Origin of the sequence: Catellatospora sp. KI3, from assembly GCF_029948125.1 — a bacterium.
Taxonomy (GTDB): domain Bacteria; phylum Actinomycetota; class Actinomycetes; order Mycobacteriales; family Micromonosporaceae; genus Catellatospora.
The window spans coordinates 1-20523 of record NZ_JASAMB010000037.1; the positions used below are offsets into that span (position 1 = coordinate 1).

At 72.6% G+C, this 20523-nt stretch carries 15 protein-coding genes and 1 pseudogene; 8 read left to right on the top strand and 8 right to left on the bottom strand.

The features are described 5' to 3' along the window. Both QEZ54_RS34110 and QEZ54_RS34115 read left to right on the top strand, forming a co-directional pair. On the top strand, positions 1-314 hold a 314-nt coding region (locus QEZ54_RS34110), incomplete at its 5' end, for a hypothetical protein (RefSeq protein ID WP_281308904.1). Next, positions 314-571: a hypothetical protein gene (locus QEZ54_RS34115; RefSeq protein WP_281308905.1), complete on the top strand. Its 258-nt coding sequence runs from the start codon at positions 314-316 to the stop codon at positions 569-571. The genes QEZ54_RS34110 and QEZ54_RS34115, both read left to right, overlap by 1 nt. A 4-nt stretch (positions 572-575) precedes the next feature. On the opposite strand, the gene QEZ54_RS34120 is transcribed toward QEZ54_RS34115, so the two are convergent. Beyond that, positions 576-1460, bottom strand: a complete 885-nt coding sequence (locus QEZ54_RS34120; protein WP_281308906.1) for a metallophosphoesterase — start codon at positions 1458-1460, stop codon at positions 576-578. A gap of 55 nt (positions 1461-1515) precedes the next feature. After that, on the bottom strand, positions 1516-1968 hold the full coding sequence (locus QEZ54_RS34125) for an MBL fold metallo-hydrolase (protein ID WP_281308907.1): 453 nt from the start codon (positions 1966-1968) through the stop codon (positions 1516-1518). Between the two features lie 163 nt (positions 1969-2131). Here QEZ54_RS34125 and QEZ54_RS34130 point away from each other — a divergent pair, with 163 nt between their 5' ends. Genes QEZ54_RS34130 through dinB form a run of 3 tightly spaced genes read left to right on the top strand, consistent with a single transcriptional unit; the run spans position 2132 to position 4585 of the window. After that, on the top strand, positions 2132-2962 hold the full coding sequence (locus QEZ54_RS34130) for an LLM class F420-dependent oxidoreductase (protein ID WP_281308908.1): 831 nt from the start codon (positions 2132-2134) through the stop codon (positions 2960-2962). Beyond that, on the top strand, positions 2959-3360 hold the full coding sequence (locus tag QEZ54_RS34135; RefSeq protein ID WP_281308909.1) for a TIGR03668 family PPOX class F420-dependent oxidoreductase: 402 nt from the start codon (positions 2959-2961) through the stop codon (positions 3358-3360). The genes QEZ54_RS34130 and QEZ54_RS34135 overlap by 4 nt, the downstream gene beginning before the upstream one ends. Positions 3361-3394: 34 nt before the next feature. Then, complete coding sequence (gene dinB, locus QEZ54_RS34140; protein WP_281308910.1) at positions 3395-4585, top strand: DNA polymerase IV; 1191 nt, start codon at positions 3395-3397, stop codon at positions 4583-4585. A gap of 491 nt (positions 4586-5076) precedes the next feature. On the opposite strand, the gene QEZ54_RS34145 is transcribed toward dinB, so the two are convergent. Next, positions 5077-8241 carry a glycoside hydrolase family 3 N-terminal domain-containing protein gene (locus QEZ54_RS34145; RefSeq protein ID WP_281308911.1) on the bottom strand — a complete coding sequence of 1055 codons (3165 nt, stop codon included), beginning with the start codon at positions 8239-8241 and terminating at the stop codon, positions 5077-5079. A gap of 505 nt (positions 8242-8746) precedes the next feature. On the opposite strand from QEZ54_RS34145, the gene QEZ54_RS34150 reads away from it, so the two are divergent. After that, positions 8747-10093, top strand: coding sequence for a ricin-type beta-trefoil lectin domain protein (locus QEZ54_RS34150; protein ID WP_281308912.1), 1347 nt, complete (start codon positions 8747-8749; stop codon positions 10091-10093). A 39-nt stretch (positions 10094-10132) separates the two neighbouring features. On the opposite strand, the pseudogene rho reads toward QEZ54_RS34150, so the two are convergent. Beyond that, a pseudogene (gene rho, locus QEZ54_RS34155) lies at positions 10133-11242 on the bottom strand (transcription termination factor Rho); the annotation flags it as partial. A gap of 481 nt (positions 11243-11723) precedes the next feature. Between rho and QEZ54_RS34160 the strand changes: the two are divergent. Continuing rightward, on the top strand, positions 11724-12434 hold the full coding sequence (locus tag QEZ54_RS34160) for a class I SAM-dependent methyltransferase (protein WP_281308913.1): 711 nt from the start codon (positions 11724-11726) through the stop codon (positions 12432-12434). Between the two features lie 196 nt (positions 12435-12630). After that, positions 12631-14301, top strand: a complete 1671-nt coding sequence (locus QEZ54_RS34165) for a glycosyltransferase family 39 protein (RefSeq protein WP_281308914.1) — start codon at positions 12631-12633, stop codon at positions 14299-14301. 82 nt (positions 14302-14383) lie between these two features. Here QEZ54_RS34165 and QEZ54_RS34170 read toward each other — a convergent pair whose 3' ends face one another. The 4 genes from QEZ54_RS34170 to QEZ54_RS34185 form a co-directional block, all read right to left on the bottom strand. After that, positions 14384-17245, bottom strand: coding sequence for a hypothetical protein (locus QEZ54_RS34170; RefSeq protein WP_281308915.1), 2862 nt, complete (start codon positions 17243-17245; stop codon positions 14384-14386). After that, on the bottom strand, positions 17242-19017 hold the full coding sequence (locus QEZ54_RS34175) for an HSP90 family protein (protein ID WP_281308916.1): 1776 nt from the start codon (positions 19015-19017) through the stop codon (positions 17242-17244). The genes QEZ54_RS34170 and QEZ54_RS34175 overlap by 4 nt, the downstream gene beginning before the upstream one ends. A gap of 144 nt (positions 19018-19161) precedes the next feature. After that, on the bottom strand, positions 19162-19839 hold the full coding sequence (locus QEZ54_RS34180; RefSeq protein WP_281308917.1) for a pentapeptide repeat-containing protein: 678 nt from the start codon (positions 19837-19839) through the stop codon (positions 19162-19164). Positions 19840-19870: 31 nt separating this feature from the next. Then, positions 19871-20401 (bottom strand): DUF6790 family protein, encoded by a 531-nt coding sequence (locus QEZ54_RS34185; RefSeq protein ID WP_281308918.1) that lies wholly within the window; start codon positions 20399-20401, stop codon positions 19871-19873. Positions 20402-20523: the final 122 nt, after the last annotated feature.

Here is a 20523-nt window from a genome sequence, read left to right on the forward strand (position 1 = left end):
CCCCCGACGACCGGTCCGGCGCCGCACATCTGACGGTCAGCGTGGGCGCGTACGGCCGCCGCGGCTGGGACGGCCCGCAGGCCCTGGCCGCGAACTATGTCTCCCAGATGCGCTTCGCCGGTGTGCAGCGGTTCGCGGTGCCGGAGCTGGGACCCGGCGCCTGCTACTGGTTCGGCCAGGACGAGACGGTCTACGTGGTGTCGCAGCTGGGCGGTTGGGCCGTCACCGTGCAGTACGTCAACCTGGGTGTCTCGCCGGAGCGGCGGATCGAGGCGGCGGTCCTGGCCGCGCGGGAAGTGCGGGCGGCCCTGTGATGAACGACGGTTTCTCCCGCCCGAACGCCACCGCGTGGGCGCGGGAGCAGGAGCGGCTGGGGCGGCCCGCGCCGGACTGGTTCGTGCGCAACCTGATCGGCGGCCTGGTGCTGGTGGCGTGCGCGATGGGCGGCTACAAGGTCGCGCAGAGCCTGGTCGAGCCGGTCACCCGCTGGCAGTTCGAGCAGGTCGACCGGGACACGGTCCGCCCGCCGCGGCCGCCGCTGCCGACGGCACCGTTCACCGGTCCGCGCTGACCGGTCAGTGGCAGGCGCCGGTCCCGCTGTCGGTGAAGGTCTTGCCGCGCTGCGGGACGAAGCGCCACTCGTAGCCGTCGGCGTGCAGCGTGAACGCGATGACGCCGAAGGTGGTGTTGTCGCGCACCTCGCTGTTGGGCTGGATCGTGCCGAACTGGTAGAGCCCGCCTCCGCCCGTGCCCACCACGAACGTGCGCAGCCCGCGGGCCTGGTCGAGGTTGCCGGCGGGGTCCATCGGGGCGAAGCGTTCGTACTGGTGGTTGTGCCCGGCGACGACGACCTCGGCGCCACTGTCGTAGAGGGCCTGGTAGAGCGGCAGCGTCGCGGTGTCCGGCGCGTGGTTGGCGCCCGAGGTGAACAGCGGATGATGCCAGTACGCCAGGGTGCAGCGCCTGCCGCTGGCGGCCAGATCGGCGCGCAGCCACCGCTCCTGCTTCGACCCGGGCGTCATGTCGACGTTGGAATTGAGCGACACGATGTGCCAGGTGCCCAGGTCGAAGGAGTAGTAGCCGAGGCCCGGCGGTCCGGCCGCGGCGCCGAAGTAGTCGTAGTACGCGGCCGCGCCGGCGGTCCGGTAGTCGTGGTTGCCCGGCACGGGGCGGGTGCGGGACTTGTGCCTGCCCCACGTCGGGCCGTACAGCTTGGCGAACTGCTTGGCGGTGCCGCTGTCATAGGCGTTGTCGCCGAGGGTGAAGACGGTGCCGCCGATCTCGTCGAGCAGCGCCGCGGTGGCGCTGTCGCCCTTGCCGGTGGTCGCGATGTCACCTGCGCCGACCAGCACCGGGTCCTGCGACCAGGCCGGTGGGGTGTCCTGTGCGCCGCCGGGGCCGCAGCCGGTGAGCGCGAGGACTGCGGCGAGCAGGGCAGCGGTGAGCAGGGGCGTCTTCATGATGTACGGCATGTTAGGCGCGAGCGGCTCGGAGCGGGGTGAACGGGCGGCGCAGTCAGCGCGGAGTGTTCTCGTCGGGTACGAACGCGGCACCGTGGCCAGGCACGATCAGCGACGGCCGCAGCGCCAGCACCCGGGCCCGGGACGCGGTCAGCGCGGCGGAGTCGGTCGCCTTCGGGTCGTGCGCGGGTCCGCCGGAGTGCCACCACACGTGCGTCAGCGCGACGAGGCCGTCGGCGGTGTCGACGAGCGTGGTGATGTCCTCGGCGGTGTGGCCGGGGGTGCGGATCAGGCGGATCGCGTCGGTCAGCGCGAAGCCCTCGGCATCCCGGCTGACCCACTGGTCGTCCACGCCCAGTTCGCGCATCGGTGCCAGGATCTGCTGCCGGTCGGCGACCATGCCGGGGTCGACGACCGCCAGGGTGTCGCCGTCGCGCAGCAGCGCCACCGTGCTGGCCACCCGGTCGCCGACGTAGCCGTTGTTGAGCACCCACAGTTCCGCGGTCACCCGCACAGGCTATCCCGATCTTCGGGCGGTACGTGCACCGACATCCGGTTGGCGGCGGTACGGAGGGTCTGAGGCCTTCCGTCCGCCCGCGCGGCATATTACGGTCGGGAGGCAGTCAAAACGCCCATATGATGGCCGAGGGGCCTGACGGCTGGAGGCAGGGATGGAGTTCGGCGTCGGTTACTTCCCGACCCATGACGGGATGCGGCCCGGGGAGGTGGCGAGGCTGGTCGAGGAGCGGGGCCAGGACGCGCTGTTCTTCGCCGAGCACAGCCACATCCCGGCCAGCCGCGAGTCGCCGTTCCCGTACGGCGAGATGCCGCCCAAGTACTGGCACTGCTACGACCTGTTCGTCGCGCTCACCGCCGCGGCCGAGGCGACCTCGCGGCTGCGCGTGGGCAGCGGCATCTGCCTGGTCATCCAGCGCGACCCGATCCATACCGCCAAGGCCGTGGCCAGTGTGGACCACCTGTCGGGCGGCCGGTTTGAGTTCGGCGTCGGGGCCGGCTGGAACCGGGAGGAGATGCGCAACCACGGCACCGATCCGAAGACGCGGATGGCACTGCTGCACGAGCGGGTCGAGGCCATGAAGGCGATCTGGGCCGACCACGAGGCGAGCTACCAGGGGCGGCACGTGTCGTTCGACCGGATCTGGTCGTACCCGAAGCCGGCGCAGTGGCCGCACCCGCCGGTGCTGGTCGGCGGCTCCGGCCCGACGGTGCTGGAGCGGGTGCTGGCCTTCGGCGACGGCTGGCTGCCCAACTACGGCGACGACCCGGGGGTGTTCGAGCGGATCGAGCAGCTGCGGGCGCGGGCGCAGCGGCCGGTGCAGGTGCAGTTCCTGTCGGTGCCGTCCGACCCGAAGGTGCTGGAGAAGCTGGCCGGGGCCGGGGTGCACCGCGCGATGGCCTGGCTGCCGTCCGGCCCGCGCGGCCCGGTCGAGCGGGCGCTGGACCGGTGGGAGCACGCGATCGCGGAGTTCACGGCCGGGTGACCCCCGCCGAGCGGTTCGCCTCGGCCCGCGTCGCGCGGCTGGCCACCGTCGACCCGGCCGGGCGCCCGCACCTGGTCCCGATCGTGTTCGCGCTGGACGGCGACACCCTGTACAGCGCGGTCGACCGCAAGCCCAAGCGGAGCACGGCGCTGCGGCGCCTGGCCAACGTGGCCGTGCATCCGCTGGTATCGGTGCTCGCGGACCACTACGAGGACGACTGGTCGCGGCTGTGGTGGGTGCGCGCCGACGGCTCGGCCCGGGTGCTGCCGCTGGCCGACCCGGAGGCGGCGCGCGCCCTGCTCCTGCTCACCGCCCGCTACCCGCAGTACGCCGCGCAGCCGCCGCCCGGCCCGGTCCTCGCGGTGGACGTGGACCGGTGGACCGCGTGGCAGGGTTGACAGCTTTTCGAACACCTGTACTACCATGCTGGTCATGCGGAGCGTGGCGTCGATCATGCACGCGGATCTCGACTCGTTCTACGCCTCGGTGGAGCAGCGCGACGATCCGCGACTGCGCGGCCGACCGGTGATCGTCGGCGGCGGGGTGGTGCTCGCCGCCAGCTACGAGGCCAAGGCGTACGGCGTGCGTACCGCGATGAGCGGCCGTGCCGCCCGCGACCTGTGCCCGCAGGCGATCGTGGTCCAGCCGCGCATGGCGGCGTACACGCAGGCCAGCCGGGACGTGTTCGAAGTGTTCGACGACACCACCCCGATCGTCGAACCGCTCTCCATCGACGAGGCGTTCCTGGACGTCGGCGGCCTGCACCGGATCAGCGGCAGCCCGGCCGAGATCGCCGCGAAGCTGCGCCGCGACGTGCTGGCGCGGGTCGGCCTGCCGATCACGGTCGGGATCGCCCGGACCAAGTTCCTGGCCAAGGTCGCGAGCCGGGTCGCCAAGCCGGACGGGCTGCTCGCCGTGGCCCCCGACGAGGAGCTGTCGTTCCTGCACCGGCTGCCGGTCGAGGTGCTGTGGGGCGTCGGCGCCGTCACCGCCGGCAAGCTGCACCAGCGCGGCATCCGCAAGGTGGGGCAGGTCGCCCGCCTGGGCGAGGCCGCACTCGTGTCGATGCTCGGCCAGGCCTCCGGCCGCCACCTGCACGCGCTCGCGCACAACCACGACCCGCGCCCGGTGGTCACCGGCCGCCGCTGCGGCTCGATGGGCGCCCAGCGGGCCCTCGGCCGGGGCCCGCACACCGCCGAGTACCTGGATGCGACGCTGGCCGGGCTGGTCGAACGGGTCACCCGCCGGATGCGCCGCGCCGAATGCCCCGGCCGGACCGTCGTGCTGCGGCTCCGCTTCGCCGACTACACCCGCGCCACCCGCTCGTTCACCCTGGCCAAGGCGACCGAGCAGACCGAGGCGATCCTCGCCGCCGTCCGCGCCCTGCTGGCGACCGCCGGTCCGCTCATCGCCGAGCGCGGTCTGACCCTGATCGGCGTATCGGTCGGCAACCTCGACCGCGACGGTCATGTGCAGCTTGAGCTGCCGTTCGCGCAGGTGCACCGCGACGCGCTGGACACCGCCGTCGACGCGGTGCGCGAGCGCTTCGGCACCGCCTCACTCCAGCGCGGCACCCTGCTCGGCCGCGATCCTGGCCTGGTCATGCCCATGCTCCCCGACTGACCGCTGTCCCGGATCCGACCGGATCCCCGTCGGCAGCGGACTCCCGGCCAGGACCTGCCAAGATCGCCGACTATGGGCGCGCGGCGTGCATTCGTCGACATGGATTCATCTGCTGCTCCCGCATCGCGGGACGGCGGCGTTCAAGATCGTCGCCTTCGGTCACTTTCCTGCGGGCCTTCGCCTTGCCCTCCGCCGATTCCGGCCCCGAAACACCGATCTTGCCGAATGATCTGCGCTTGCGGTCATTCCCTGCGCCCCAGGACCCCACTCTGACCACAAACGGCGATCATCCTGCCGCTGCCGCTGCCGCTGCCGCTGCCGCTGCCGCTGCCGCTGCCGCTGCCGCTGCCGCTGCCGCTGCCGCTGCCGCTGCCGCTGCCGCGCGAATCCGCGTCCGAGCTGGAGTTTCGCCCCAGTGCGGTGCGGCGGTGCGGTGGGACGGCCCGGGCGCGCCCAGCGGGGTGGGTGCGTCCGGGCCGGTCGGCGTCGGGTCAGTCGACCCGGTGGTATGCCTGGCCGAGCAGCCCGACCGCCGTGGCCGGGTTGCCGAGCAGCAGCTGGTGCTCGGCGTCGGCGGTCAGCGACGCGGTGTACGCCATCGCGCCCGGCCCCGCCTCGACCACCGCCGCCTGCGCGATGTCACGCGCCACCGACACCAGCGGATCGTCGTAGCCGAACCCGTCGTGCGCCGACCGCTGCAGTGACCGCGCCGCGTCCTGCAGCGCGGCCAGCACCCGCGCCCCGTCGCGGGCGGTCCCGTCGGCCCGCCACCAGCCCGGGGTCAGCGCCCGGTCCAGTGCGCGAACCGCCGCCGCCGCGTCCCGGTCGTCCCCGAGCACGGCCAGCTTCGCGCGCAGTGACTGCAGCCGCGCGCGACCGCTGTCGGTGCGCAGCCCCCAGCCGTACGCGTACAGCGGGTCGTAGTACCGGTCGCCGAGGTTCAGCGGCAGCTGGCTCTCGCTGAGGAACCAGCTGACCGGCAGCCGCCCGGTGAACGGCTTGTCGCCGAACAGCACGTCGGCCACGCCCGCGCCCTCGCTGCCCGGCAGCCACGACGCGACCACCCCGGCCGCGCGCGGCACGACCCCGGTCAGGTCGAGCGGCCGACCGGACACGGTCATGACCACGCACCGCACGGCCGCGCACACCTTGTCGACTGCGGCCCGGTCGGCTGGCGACAGCTGCAGCGTGTGCCCGTTGCCGACGTCGCCGACGCCCTCGGCGTACGGCGTCTCGCCGACCACGACCACGCCGACGCTCGCCGAGCCGATGGGCGCCGACGCGTCCTTGCTGTACGTGACCGTCGCGTGCGGTGCGACCTGCCGGATGCCGTCCAGGATGGTGGTGCCGGTCCCGGCGTCGCCGGAGCCGCCCTGCCAGCTCAGCGTCCAGCCGCCCGCCTGGTTGCCCAGGTCGTCGGCGTTGGAGCCGGCCACGTAGATCTTGGCGTTCTTGCTCAGCGGCAGGATCCGGCCGTCGTTCTTGAGCAGCACCTGCGACTTGGCCGCGGCCTGCCGGGCCACCTGCCGGTGCGCCGCGCTGCCGATGTCGGCCAGCCCGGTGCGGTCGGAGAACGGGTGCTCGAACAGCCCGAGCGCGAACTTCTGGGTCAGGATCCGGGCCACCGCGTCGTCGATGCGCGCCGCGCTGACGTCGCCGCTGGTGGCGAGCTCGGTCAGGGCGGTGGTGAAGCCCTGCACGTTGAACGGCACCATCACCATGTCGATGCCAGCGTTGACGCCGACCTTCACGTCGCTCTTGTAATCGGGTCCGAGCTGGTCGATGCCGGCCCAGTCGCTGATCACGAAGCCCTTGAACCCGAGCTGCTGCTTGAGTACGCCGGTGAGCTGGTCGGCGCGGCCGTGCATCTTCACCGGTGCGCTGTCCTCGCCGAGGATCTGCAAGCTGGAGTAGGACGGCATGACCGAGCCGACGCCTTTGCGGACCGCGGTCTTGAACGGGGCCAGGTGGATGGCCTCGAGCTGGTCCCGGGTGCCGTAGGTGACGCCCTGGTCGGTGGTGTACGACCCGTTGGTGGACGAGCCGTAGCGGGTGCCGCCGTCGCCGAAGTAGTGCTTGGCGGTGGCGAGCACGGCGCCCCGGTCGGCGAGGTTGCCGTCGTGCTGCAGGCCGTCGATGATGGTCTCCAGCAGCTGTACCAGCGCCGGGTCCTCGCCGAACGACTCGTACGACCGGCCCCACCGCTCGTCGCGGCTCACGCACAGGCAGGGGGAGAACGTCCACGGGATGCCGGTGGCCCGGGTCTCCTGCGCGGTCAGCTCACCGGTCCGCTTGACCAGGTCGGGGTCGCGGCTGGCGCCCAGGCCGATGTTGTGGGGGAAGACGGTGGCGCCGTCGAGGTTGTTGTCGCCGTGCACCGCGTCGATGCCGTAGATCAGCGGGATCTGCAGCGGGGTGGCGCGGGCGTGCAGCTGGAAGTTGTCGATCATGTCGGCCCAGGCGGTGGGCGTGTTCGGGTTCGGCACCGAGCCGCCGCCCGACAGCAGCGAGCCCAGCCGGTACGTGATGATCGGCGTCCCGCTGCCGACCGCGGCCCGCTCGGCCTGCGTCATCTGCCCGACCTTCTCGGCCAGGCTCATCCGGCCCAGCAGGTCGGCCACGCGCTGCGGCACGGGCAGGCCCGCGTCCAGGTACGGCAGCCCGTGCGCGTTGATGACGACGGTGGCCGTGTCGCCGCCGAGTGTGGCGCCCTCGGCGGTCAGCTTCACCGGGATGGTCCTGCCGACCGAGGCGGGCGTGCCGCCGATCGTCGCCACGGTGATGCGCTGCGTCGTGCCCGAGGCGGTCCCGGCCGGGAAGGTGAGCGTGCCGGTGGCGGCGTGGAAGTCGGTGCCGTCCACGGCGGTGCCGCCCCCGACGGTGTAGTGCACGGTGATCGCGTTGCTCAGCGGCCCGTCGCCGGGCTGGGTCGCGGTGACGGTCACGTCGACCGAGCCGCCCGCGTCGGTGGTGTACGCGTCCTGGACCAGGCCGACCCGGGGCTGGGCGCTGCCGTAGAGCGCGATGTCGTCCAGCAGCAGCTCGCCGGTGACGTTGCTGCCCAGGTTGACCGCGTAGCCCCACATCTGCGTCAGGGTCAGCGTGCCGTCGGTGGGGCCGCCGCCGGGCTGGTAGTCGGTGCGCTTGGTGAAGCTGCCGAACGGGATCTTCACCTGCTGCCAGTCGGCGGTGTCGGTGAAGTGCGACTCCCACAGCTCGGAGTGCTCGCCGTCGGCCCCGCCGTCCTTGACCTCGACCTGGATCTGGCGACCGGAGCCGCTGCCCTTGGCCCAGAAGCTGAACCCGCCGTACGCGGTCCAGTCCTGGGACGCGGTCAGGTTGTGCGAGTGGCCGCCGTACGCGGTGGTGGTGTAGGCGACCTTGAGGGCGTGGTTGTCCATGCCGGCGCCGGGCCGGTCGCTCGCCGCGGCCTGGCTCAGGGTGGGCGTGCTGGCCGCGTCGTTGCCGAACGGGAAGATGCCGGGGCTGGTGGTGGTGATGGGCAGGTCGCCCTCGTAATCGGCCACGATCGGCAGGCCCGCGGCGTACGCGGGGTCGGGGGAGGCAGACAGCAGCGACGCGGCGAGCGCGGCGGCGGCCATCGCCGCGAGATGCCTTCGGCGCGGGTGTGGAGACTTTCCGGCTTCGCCAGACATGGGTGACACCTCCGAGGAGCAGTCGAAGGACGCCGACCAGTCGGCCGAGCGGAGCCGAGCTGCGATCCGGCGCGCGCCGGACCAGCGACCATCATCGATTAGGACGATCGGACAATAACGATTTTCATGGATGCCAGTCAAGGTTCCCGACTTTCCCGGTGCGACGGAGAGCGCTCTCTGCGTGCGGTGCGCGGGAGCGGTCGGCGGTGCGGACGCGGCGGAGAAGGGCGCCACTTCGGCCGGTCGACGTCGATATGGAGCGTGTCGGAAAGGCGTTCGGAGTATCCGCGCATGGCAGCTGAACTGCGATGCGACAACGTGGACACCAGGTATGCCGGATAGTTCGGAGTTGGCGCTCGGCTGCCAACTCCGCCCGCCCCGTATTGACAACATTGTTTGCAGAAGCGGACCATCCTGCTGAGAGCGCTCCCTCTCCTGTCCACGACCGGCGGCCCCGTCGGAAGTGGACCGCCTGCCCGCCCCGTCCCCCTGAAAGGGCAACCACATGACCGCCTTCCGCACCGGCTGGCGCCGCGCGCGCGTGGCCGCGCTCACCTTCGCGGTCGCCGTCACCGGCGCCGTCGTCACCTCGCCGCCCGAGGCCACCGCGGGCCTGCCGGGCGTCCCGTCCGGCTGGACCCAGGTGTTCGGCGAGGACTTCAACGGCTCCGCGGGCTCCGGCCTGAACACCGCCAACTGGCTGTACGACATCGGCCACGGCTACCCCGGCGGCGCCGCCAACTGGGGTACCGGCGAGATCGAGTACATGACCAACAGCACCCAGAACGTCTACCTCGACGGCAACGGCAACCTGGTCATCAAGCCGATCCGCGACGGGGCCGGCAACTGGACCAGCGGCCGGGTCGAGACCCAGCGCACCGACTTCGCCGCCCCGGCCGGCGGCAAGCTGCGCCTGGAGGGCCGCCTGCAGCAGCCCAACGTCAGCGGCGCGGCGGCGGCCGGCTACTGGCCCGCCTTCTGGACGCTCGGCGCGGCCGCCCGTGGCACCGGTGCCAGCGGCTGGCCCGGCATCGGCGAGATCGACCTGATGGAGGACATCAACGGTCGCAGCTCCGAGTTCGCCACCCTGCACTGCGGCGTCGCGCCCGGCGGCCCGTGCAACGAGTACACCGGCCTCGGCAGCGGCGAGCGCGCCTGCGGCGGCTGCCAGACCGGCTTCCACACGTACGCGATGGAGCTGGACCGCAGCGTGTCGCCGGAGCAGATCCGGTGGTACCTGGACGGCAGCAACTTCTTCACCGTCAACGCCAACCAGGTCGACGCGACCACCTGGAACAACGCCACCCACCACGGCTTCTTCATGATCCTGAACGTGGCGATCGGCGGCTCGTTCCCGGGCGCGTTCGGCGGCGGCCCCACCGGCTCGACCGTGTCGGGCGTGCCGATGATCGTGGACTACGTCGCGGCGTACACCGCCGGTGGCGGCGGTGGCAACCCGCAGCCCGGCGGCAAGGCGATCAAGGCCGCCAACGGGCTGTGCCTGGACGTCCGCGCCTCCGGCACCGCCAACGGCACCGCGGTCCAGACCTACACCTGCAACGGCACCGGCGCGCAGCAGTGGACCTACGTCGAGGCGGGCACCACGCTGCACGCGCTCGGCAAGTGCGCCGACATCACCGGCGCGGGCACCGCCAACGGCACGAAGATCCAGCTGTGGGACTGCAACAACACCGGGGCCCAGGTGTTCATCCACCGGGCGGACGGGTCGTACTACAACCCGCAGTCCAACCGCTGCCTGGACATCCCGAACAACACCACCACCCCGGGCACGCAGTCGCAGATCTGGGACTGCAACGGCTCGGCGGCCCAGCGCTGGTCGCTGCCCGCCTGACCGAGGTACGCCGGGTGCGGCGCGTACGCCGCGCCCGGCTCAACCCTGCCGGCTCTGCGCCAGCTGGAGCAGGAACTCGGCGTTGCTGGCGGTCTTGCCGAGCCGGTCCACCAGCTGCTCGCCGGCCGACTGGCCGTCCATCGAGCGCATCGCGCGGCGCAGGCGCCGCACCAGGTCCAGCTCGCGCGGGTCGAGTAGCAGCTCCTCGCGGCGGGTGCCGGAGGCGTCGACGTCGACCGCCGGGAAGACGCGCCGCTCGGCCAGGCCGCGCAGCAGGCGCAGCTCGGCGTTGCCGGTGCTCTTGAACTCCTCGAAGATGACCGTGTCGCCCAGCGAACCGGTCTCCACCAGCGCGGTGGCGATGATGGTCAGCGAGCCGCCGCCCTCGATGTTGCGGGCCGCGCCGAGGAAGCGCTTGGGCCCGTACAGGGCGCCGGCCTCGATGCCGCCGGACATGACCCGGCCGCCGGAGGGGGCGGCGAGGTTGTAGGCGCGGCCCAGCCGGGTGATGGAGTCGAGCAGCACGATCACGTCGCGGCCGCCCTCGACCAGGCGCTTGGCCCGCTCGATGGCCAGTTCGGCCACGGCGGTGTGCTCGGCCGGCGGCTGGTCGAAGGTGGACGAGACGACCTCACCGCGTACGGTGCGGCGCATGTCGGTGACCTCTTCGGGCCGCTCGTCGATGAGGATCGCCATCAGGTGGCAGTCGGGGTGGTTGATCGAGACGGCGCGGGCGATCGCCTGCAGCACCTGCGTCTTGCCCGCCTTGGGGGGCGACACGATCAGGGCCCGCTGGCCCTTGCCGATGGGGCTGAGCAGGTCGATGACACGGGTGGTGAGCACCTGCGGCTCGACCTCCAGCCGCAGCCGCTCCTGCGGGAACAGCGGCGTGAGCCGGTAGAAGTCGGGGCGGGGCGCGGGCGGGTCGGCGGGGTCGCCGTTGACCGTGTGCGCCGCCGTCACGGTCGGGCGGCGGCCGGAGCGGCCGTCGCCGCGTTCGGCCGGGGCCGCCATGGCGCCGGTGAGCACGTCGCCGCGCCGCAGGTCGTGCTGCCGGACCAGGGCGGGCGGCAGGTACGGGTCGCGGGGGTCGGGCAGGTAGCCGCGCAGGCGTACGAACGCGTGGTGGTCGCGGGTGTCGACGATGCCGGTGAAGGCCGTGGCGGTGTCGTCGGGGCTCGGTTCGGACGTGGTGGCGGTGCCGCGGCGGCGGTGCCGGGCGGGGGACTGCGCCTTGACGGCCAGTTCGGTCATGGTGGTGCTCCTGGGTGGGTTCGGCCGCGCACGGCGGTGCCGCGGCGGTGACGGCGCGGACGCGGGCCGATGGCGGTATGGCGATACCGGGCGGCGCGTCGTGGCGCGGTGGGAAGCCGGGCGGGAGCGAAAGTTTCCCGCTGCTGCGGCTTGAGATCGGCAAGCCCTGGGGGTCGATGCCTCCAGCGAGGGCTGCTGTGGCCCACGGTAGCCCATACCGTCACCGTCGGCAAGCACCACCGCTGTCGTGCGCACTTTCGACCGATGATCATTGGCCCTTGTGGTGATCCGTTTGTGACCCTTAGTCTCATCCGTTACTGAGAACTCCTCGATTTCCGCTGAGGAGGAGCGACTGGGTCAAGGATGGGGGACGCCCATGGACGCGGATGACATCCGCGCCGCCACCGCCGTGGAGAACCGGCACTGGTGGTATCGGGAACGCCGCGCGATCATCGCCCGCGAGCTGCGCCGGATCGGCACTCCGGGCAAGGCCGTGGAGATCGGAGCGTCCGGCGGCGGCAACAGCCAGACCCTGCGGGACATGGGCTGGGACGTGCTGGTCACCGAGTACATCCAGGAGGGCGTCGACATCGCCCGGCAGCGGGGCTTCGACGCGATCCAGGCCGACGCCCGGGACCTGCCGCTGGCGGACGGCTCCTTCGACCTGCTCGTCGCGTTCGACGTGCTGGAGCACATCGAGGAGGACGACCAGGCGGCCGCCGAGATCCACCGGGTGCTGCGCCCCGGCGGCACGGCGCTGATCGCGGTGCCGTGCGACATGGAGCTGTGGTCCAAGCATGACGTCGCCACCGGGCACTTCCGCCGCTACGACCGGGCGGGCCTGGTCAAGCTGATGGAGGGCGCCGGGATGGTCGTCGAGACGCTGTGGAGCTGGAACGTGCTGCTGCGCCCGGTGGTCAAGCTGCGGCGCCGCAACGCCGACGACGCGCAGAACGAGCACGACATCGTCGCCGTACCGTGGCTGGTCAACTTCGGGCTCGGCCTGATCATCAAGTTCGAGCGGCTGCTGCCGGTGAAGAACCGGCGCGGGGTGTCGCTGATGATGCGGGCCGTCAAGCCGATGTGACGGGGCATCCATCGGCGGCGATCGACGTCGATGGCGCCGGGGTCGGGGTGGTGCCGGTCGGCGACCTGCGTCACAATGCTGCGGTGGGTGCGCCGGGCCGAACGCGGTCCGGGCGCACCCCTGCGGCGGGGCAGCGCCGCGACCCGGCTGGCCCCGTCCGCCGCGCGTGCGGACCCCTGAAGAATCGGAGCAGGTAGTGTCCGACGTCGATGTCGAACCAGGTTTGCCGACCCCGTCGGACGACATCCCACCGCCGCAGGCCCCGGCGCAGGCGCCCCCGCCCCCGCCCCCGCCCTGGTGGCAGGTGCGGCTGCCCAACGCGCTGACCGGTCTGCTGCTACTGCTCATGTCGTGGTTCGTGATCGCCCAGGGGCGGTTCCACGGCCGCACCTACGACGAGTACATGCAGGACGACTACGGCGCCCGGGTGCTGAAGTTCTACCTCAGCTGGGGCGAGGACCGCTCGTTCCTCGACTTCCCGGACTACATCTACATGCCGCAGCACGGCTCCGGCGCCGAGGTGATCGTCGCGTTCTTCCAGCACCTCACCGGCGAGGTGTGGCAGACCCGAACCATGGTCTGCGGCGCCATGGGCGTGCTCGGCATCCTGGTCATGTGGCTGGCGGGCCGCGAGATGGCCGGGCCGTGGGGCGGGTTCGCCGCCGCGCTCGGGCTGGCGCTGTACCCGCGCTACACCGGCCAGATGCCCAACAACTCCAAGGACATCCCGCTGGCCGGGGCGATGCTGCTGGTGCTGTGGCTGGTGCTGCGCCTGATGCGCCGCTGGTCGCAGCCCGACCGCAAGCACGAGGTGCTGGAACTCGCCGCGATCGGTGCCGCGATCGGCTTCGCCGCCTCGATCCGGGTCACCTCACTGCTCTGGTTCGGCCTGCTCGGACTGCTGGCCCTGGGCTACTGGGTGCGCAACTGGCGCAGGCTGCGCGGCCCGGCGCTGCGCGCCGAGCTGAGCAACCAGTTCAGCGCCGCCATCGTCATCGCGCCGACGGCCTACCTGGTGATGTCGCTGCTGTGGCCGTACCTGCTGACCAACCCCGGGGACGGGCTGAAGGCGTCGATCTCGTCGATGTCGAAGTACGACTGGAACCACGACATCATGTTCGCGGGCTCCTGGGTCCGCTCCACCGACCTGCCGTGGGACTTCGCCCCGCGCTGGCTGATCGTCGGGTCGCCGCTGCCGGTGGTCCTGCTGACCCTGGCCGCGGCCGTGGCGCTGGTGGTGGCACTGGTCCGGCGGCAGACCCTCGACGGGCGGCTGCTGCTGATCGGCGCGTACATCGTGGTGCCGATCCTGATGGTGATCGTCGCCCAGGCCACGCTCTACAACGGGCTGCGGCACTTCCTGTTCGTGGTGCCGGGCATGCTGCTGCTGGCGGCCACGGTGCTGGTGCGCTGGGTGCGGCAGTCCTTCGACTCCGGCCGCGCGGTGCTGGCCTGGGCGCTGATCGGCGCGGCGGTGCTCGGGCAGGCGGAGGTCGTGGTCTCCTCGGCGCGCATCTACCCGTACGAGTACTCGTACTTCAGCCCGCTGGTCGGCAGCTACGACCGGGGCCACCTCAACTACGAGAACCTCTACTACGGCTCGTGCACCCGGGCCGCGGCGGTGTGGATGGCCGAGAACTACCAGCAGTACACCGACGAGGCCAACCCGACGTTCCGCGACGAGAACCAGTGGAACACACTGGCCAAGGCGGACCTGCCGGACAACTTCGTCGACATCGGCGACGGGCAGCCGCTGTTCCGGATCACCTCCGGCGAGCCCGGCGCCGGCTACCGGGAGATCCACGCCGAGGTGCTGCTGGGCGAGAAGATCTGCCGCGTCTCGGTGCTCGACCCGACCGTGTACTGAACCCCGGGCGCCCGACCGACGGTGAAGAAGGGCCCCTTCTACATCGCATTGCGATAAGAAGGGGCCCTTCCTTACCGCACGGTCACTGCGGGTCGGGGAGGTCGTGCTCTTTGCGGAGTTTGCGGGCGCGGCGGTGCTCGCCCTGCTCGTCCAGGGCGCGGGCCAGCCAGCCCGCGGTGTCGCGGCGGCCCTCGTGGTCGCGCGGCAGCTCCTCCAGCACCCGCCGCAGCACCGGCTCGGCCGCCGCGGGCTGCCCCGACACGACCAGCACCTGGCCCTGCCGCAGGTCGCACAGCAGCGCCTCGCCGTAGGCCTCGATGGATCGGAACAGCCCGGCCGCCGTGGTCACCCGCGCGATCGCCGCCAGGTGGTCGGGGGTGTCGTTGTTGGTCAGCACCTGGGCGGCCTCGTAGCTGGCCATGGCGCGCTCCCAGGTCAGCTGCGCCTCCTGCTCCTGCGGCACCTCGGTGACGGCCATCAGCTCCTGCAGCCGCGCGACCGCGGCCCTGGCGTCGTCGGGCCGCCCCGCGTGGTGCAGCGCCATCACCTGGCGGCGCCGCGCGTGCACCGTGGCCAGGGCCAGGTCCGCCTGCCCGAACGCCTGGGCGGCGGCGTCGAAGCGCTCGGCCGCCTCGGCGTCCCGGTCGACCTGCCACAGCAGCTCCCCGGCCCGCATCAGCAGCCGCGCCCGCAGCGGCAGCTGCTCCACTCCGGTGACCAGCGGCAGCACCGCGTCGACCTGGCCGACCGCGACGTGCGGTTCACCCAGCTCGGCGTAGACGCCGGAGAGCAGGTCCCGCAGCTCCACCAGGATCTCGGTCCCGTCCTCGTCCAGGTGGCGGACGAACCACGCGACCGCCTCCTCGGCCACCTCCGCGGCCTCGGTGAACCGGCCGGTGTTCGCCAGCGCCAGCGCCAGCCGGTGCCGGGTGTACGCCGCCGCGCGGGCCTGGCCCTCGGCCTCCATCAGGCAGATGTGCTCGACGATGTCGTCGATCACCTCCCCGGCCCGGTCCGTGGTGACGAGCATGAACGCGGCGTTGGCCCGGGCGGTGCGCCGCAGCTCCGGGTCCTGCGCCACCGCCGCCGCCTCCTCGAACGCGGCGATCGTGGCCGTGTTGTCGCCCCGGTCGCCCAGCGCCCGGGCCAGGCCGATCAGCGTGTTGGCGAGCTGGTCGCGGTGCTCGGTGCCGCGCAGCAGCCCGGCCGCCTCCTGGATCAGGGCCAGCGCCTGCTCGTCGTGGCCCTGCCGACCGAGCACGGCGGCGCGCAGCTGCGTGAGCTGCGCGCGGCGCCCCGCCGAGACCGGGCCGGGCTCGGCCTCGGCACGGCCGATCAGGCTCAGCGCCCGGTCGTCGTCGCCGCTCATCGCCGCGACCCAGGCGGCGCGGCCCAGCGCGCCGTGGCGCACCGCCGGGTCGGTCGAGGCCGCCAGGACCTGCTCGGTCGCCTCGTACGCCCCGGCGATGTGCGACTCGTCGCCGGACAGGCGCAGCATGGTGATCGACCACTGGGCGCGGGCCGCCCACTCGCGGGCGAGGTCGCCCGCGCGGACGAAGCCGTCGATGGCCTCCTGCAGCGCCTCCGCGGCGCCGGGCAGGTCGTCCTCGCCCAGCTGCGCGGCCCGCTGCCGGGCCAGCCGGCCGCGCTGCAGGTCCGTGAGCTCGGCATCGGCGTACTCGGCCAGCACCCGCGCCCGCAGCGCCCGGGCCCGGACCTCCTGATCCTGCTGGGACCACTCGTCGATCAGGTCGAGCTGCTCGTCCAGCGGCGCGTCGGCCGGGGCGGCCGACAGGTCGACCTCCGGCGGGGCCGCTTCGGCGGCCGGGACCGGGCGGGGGTGGGCCGCCGTGACCGACAGCGGCAGGTAGTCCACCAGCGCGGCCGCGTCCATCAGGGCGGCGATGCGGCCGCTCTGGTAGGTGTTGCCGTTGCGGGCGTCGAAGCGGCGGGCCAGGCCCTCGGCCCGCTCGCGCAGCTGCGCCAGCAGCTCGGCCGCGGCGACCGGCCCGGCGGCCCGGCGCACCGGCAGCTCGCCCTGCCCGCCCTCGACCAGGTGCCGCAGCACCAGCGCCGCCGCCGCGGCGAACTCCATCTCGGTCTTCGGCTCGGGGGCCTCGTCCAGCCACGGCAGGTGGCGCTCGATCAGCTCCAGGCCGCGCACCTCGTTGCCGGTCAGCCCGCAGAACTCCAGGTGCGTCGCGACGCGGCCGAGCTCCGACTTGTTCTGGGCCAGCGCCCGGTAGGCCCGCCGGTGCGCGTCGCGCGCCAGTTCCAGCTGCCCGGTGCGCACGTAGGGCAGCAGCAGGCTGGTGAGGATGCCGTGGGGCTGCTCGGCGCAGGTCAGGTGGCCGTCGAGCGCGGGCTGCGCCACCGCGATGGCGTCGGTGTCGCGCCCCCGCCACGCGTGGTGGTACACCTTCGACGACGGGTCGCAGCCCGCGCAGTCCGACAGCCGGTCGCGCGGGGCCGTGTCCCACATCCGGAACCAGTGGTCGGCCAGCACCGTGTCGCCCAGGTGGTAGGCGACCGAGTGCCGGTAGGCGTATACGGCGTGCAGGCTGTGCCCGGCGGACTGGTAGCGGCGCTGCATGTCGTCGAGCACCGCCTGGGTGCGCTCCAGCGGCATCTCCGGGAAGCGGGGCATCGCCGCGACGACGAACTTGAAGTGCCACAGCAGCAGGTGCTCGTCGCGCTCGCTGCGCCGACCCGGGTCCGCGTCGTATGCCGACAGGCAGCGCGCGAACGACACCATCGCCTTCATCGGCTCGCCGCCCTGGTGGTAGGCGGTGGTCGCCAGCGTGTTGGCCGCGTACTCCAGGTCGGCGTCGCCCAGGGCCTCGGCCCCGGCCAGGGCCTGCTCGGCCAGCGCGATGCGGGCCGGGCCGTCAGCGGTGTCCCAGGCGCGGTGGATCAGGTCGTGGACCTGCTCGTGGGTCGTCATGAGTCCTCCCGGGAGGTGTGCGGGACAGCCAGGTCGATCAGGTCGAGGAAGGAGCGGTTCAGCAGGGCGGTGTCGGCCGGGCGCAGCGGGTGGTGGCCGAACAGCAGGGCCTGGCCGTACAGCGACTGCACGGTCAGCCCGACCAGCTCCGGGGTGGGCAGGCCGACGACGCGGCGCACCAGCGGGTTGCGGTGGTTGAGCACCAGCTGCGGGCGTACCTGCGCCTCGGCCTTCTCGAACGCCGACAGCACCCCCGCCCACAGGTCGTCGGCGCGCTGCGCGGTCTCCCGCAGGCGCCGCTGGAAGGTGGCGTCGCGGTCGGTCAGGTACAGCGCGGGCATGGTCGGCGGGTCGAACGCGCGCAGCACCACCTCGCAGCCCAGCGGGTCCAGGGTGCGCTGGGCGGCGGCCAGGAACGGGCGCAGGTCCAGCTCGGTGCCGGGGTCGAGGGTGTCGAACCGGGTCGACAGGTCGCTGGGGTCCAGCCGGTCCACCAGGATCGAGGAGTCCAGCAGCGGCAGCCGCTCGATCAGCTCCGCGTCGTAGGTGTAGCCGCCGTTGACCACGAGCAGGCCCTGGGCCGCCGCGACCGCCGCCAGCTGCCGGAACTCGTCGTTGTCGGCGCTGTAGCGGACCACGTCGTGGCGGCGGCGCACCTCGCTCAGCGTCATCCGGCCCATGTTCGTCTCCATCGGCCACCACTGGTCGACCAGGCGCAGCATCTCCTCGTCGTGCAGGGCCAGCGCCTTCACGCCCAGGTGGTGCACGGCCAGGAACCGGTTCATCCGGTCCGGTTCGTGCCGGGCCAGGTTCACCAGCCAGCCGCGCAGCTGCTCGCCGAGCTGCTCGCGCACCGACTCCAGCAGGCCGTCCTCGTACAGGGCCTCGCGGCTGGCGGTGGGGCGCAGCTCGGTGGCGTCCACGACGCAGCGGGCGAAGAACGCCCACGGCGGCAGCACGTCCTCGGCCCCCTCGGCCAGCAGCATGCGCTTGAGGTAGACCCGGTGCCCGGACTTCGCGGCCGGGTTGACGGCGGTCGGCAGCACCAGTGCCACGCCCGTCAGCCCGGCCTCGGGCACGTTCAGCTCGATCACGTCGAACGGGGTGAACGCGAACGCCTGCTCGGCCAGCGCGGTCGCCGCGGCCCGGTTGCCCGCCTGCCAGGGCAGTGCCTCGGCGGTGACCAGTTCCCCGTCGACGCGCACCGGGTACGGCAGCATCTCGCCGTACAGCGCGGCTAGGTCCCGGACCCGCTCGGCCTCCAGCCAGGAGACGGCGTCGCGGCGCGGCACCAGGGTGACCGTGGTGCCGACCTCCTGCCGGTCCGGGCCGGGCGCGACCTGGTAGCGGCCGTCGGAGAAGCCGGTCCAGTAGACGGTCGGGTGGCCCTCGTGGCGGGTCTGCACCCGGATCTCGTCGGCGACCAGGAAGCACGACAGCAGGCCGATGCCGAACTGGCCCAGGAACTCGTGCCGCGAGAAGCCCAGCTCGTCGCGCTTGCCGCTGCGGCCGATGGTGGCCAGCAGCTCGTGCACCTGCTGCTTGGTCAGGCCGAGGCCGGTGTCGTGCACCCGCAGCGTGCCGTCGCCGGTGGTGGTCGGGGTCTCCAGCCATACCGAGGCGGGGGAGGTGGGGGCGGCGGCCCGGCGGGCGGTGATGGCGTCCACGGCGTTCTGCATGAGTTCGCGCACGTATACGCGCGGGCTGCTGTAGAGGTGGTGGCTCAGCAGATCGACGATGCCGCGGAGGTCCACCTGGAACGACTGGTTCACGCGCCGAAGGCTACCCCCGCCGCCTGACGTGCGGGGACCGGGTTTCCGGCCCGTTGACGGAGCATGCGGTTTCGGGGAGATTGCACGAATCTCGGCCGAGATTCCCGCGCTTTCCCCGAAACCGCACCGGACCGCGGCGCGGGGTCACGCGTCCGCGATGGTGATGCCCAACGCGGTGGCCAGGGTGAAGGAGAGGGCGGCGAGGTCGCGGGAGGTGATGGTGGCGCCGCGCAGGCTGGCGACGCTGCCGATGCCGCCCAGCTCGCACTGGCTGAAGCTGGTGTCGCGGCAGTCGGCCTGGGCGAACTGCGCCCCGGACAGGTCGCAGCCGGAGAACCGCGCGCCGCGCAGGTCGGCCTGGGTGAAGTCGGCCCGGGTGAGGTTGCAGTCGACGAACGACACGTCCTTGAACGAGCTGAACCGGAACACCGCCAGGTCCATCCGGCACTCGCGCAGCGACACGTCGCGCAGCGCGCCGTCGACCCAGTGCAGGCCGGTGAGGCGTACCGCCTCGATGTCGACCCGCAGCAGCGACGACCGGGTGGCGCGCAGATTGGCCCAGTCGCTGCCGCGCACCTGGCAGTCGGTGAACGCCGCCCGCTCCAGGGCGGTCCCGGCCAGCGGCGTACGGGTGAACCGGCACTGCTCGAACTCGACCCCGTGCCCGCTCTGCCCGCTCAGGTCGAGTCCGTCGAAGGACAGCTGCCGGAATCTCGCCTCGTCCTCCAGGTCGTGGTCGGGCGACGAGGCCGGCGAGGTCGTCGCGGACAGCCGCGGCGGGGCTGGTGTCGGCGTCGGGGTGCTGCTGTTGCGTACCGGCATCCTGGAGATCCTAGGCGGCCGGGCCGCCGCTTCACCGCCCGACGGCGGCGGCTCGCGGCACCTGCTCCAGCCGCTCGGCCGGGGTCTGGCCGCGCCGGTACAGGACCAGCAGGATGATGGCCAGCAGCGGCATCAGGATGTCGGAGGGCAGCGCCCAGACGTTGGCCGGGGCGTGGTTGTCGTGGAAGACGAGCTGGTTGAAGTGCCCCCAGGCGTCGCCCCAGAACGAGATGGCCAGCGCGGTGACGGCGGCGGTCATCCAGGTCCCGCGCAGGCGCCGCCAGGCGCAGCCGATGCCCAGGACGCTGACCGCGATGTCGTTCCAGCCCACCTCCCACTGGAACATCGACTGGGTGTACCCGATCTGCTCGGCGACCTGGTCCGACTGCGGGCCGATGTGGCTGAGCCCGGCGAGGACGCCCCAGGCGCCACCGCCGACGAGGATCCAGAGCAGGGCCAGTTCGACCACGCGGTGCCTGGTGCGGCGGCCCGGATGCTTGTCGACCGCGACGTGGATGAGCCAGCCGACGACGATCGTGAACCAGATGGCAGCGAAGAACATGGTTTGCACCTCCGGCGACTCCGACGCTACCCGCCCAGGGCCCGTCCGGGTGCGACTTGGCAAGGTCCGGGGCGGCTGGTCCGGCGGGTCGTCCCCGGATGTCCGGTGCCGCCGGACAGGCG